The organism is Leisingera sp. ANG49 (genome assembly GCF_059694505.1).
Genome location: NZ_JCATZN010000069.1, coordinates 1 through 341, shown reverse-complemented (window position 1 = coordinate 341; position 341 = coordinate 1). Strand labels below are relative to the sequence as shown.

Sequence of the window (341 nt, the reverse complement as noted above, 5' to 3'; positions counted from 1 at the left end):
GTTCAGATGGGGTATTCGGCTTGCGCCCCACTTCCAGCCTCGGTCTCCGGTAGGTGCTGCGTCTCGAGCTGATGACAATACGTGGTCTGTGTGAAGCAGCCACAAGCATCAAGGAAGGAGACGCAGCATGAAACATTATGCCGGATTGGATGTCTCAGTAAAAGAAACCGCCATTTGTGTTGTCGACGACGACGGCCAAGTCTGCTCAGAAATGAAGATTGCGAGCCACCCCGAGGAGCTCTCTCTAGCCTTGAGCGGTATCGGGGTCCATTTCGAACGGATTGGGTTGGAAGCCGGTCCGCTGTCGCAATGGCTGTTCGAAGGGCTGGCGCGCGCGGGGT

General features: G+C 56.9%; 1 pseudogene. It reads left to right on the top strand.

Features of this window, described 5'->3' with window-relative positions:
• Positions 1 to 127 precede the first annotated feature (127 nt).
• Positions 128 to 341, top strand: a pseudogene (locus AC58NV_RS23770) (IS110 family transposase); the annotation flags it as partial.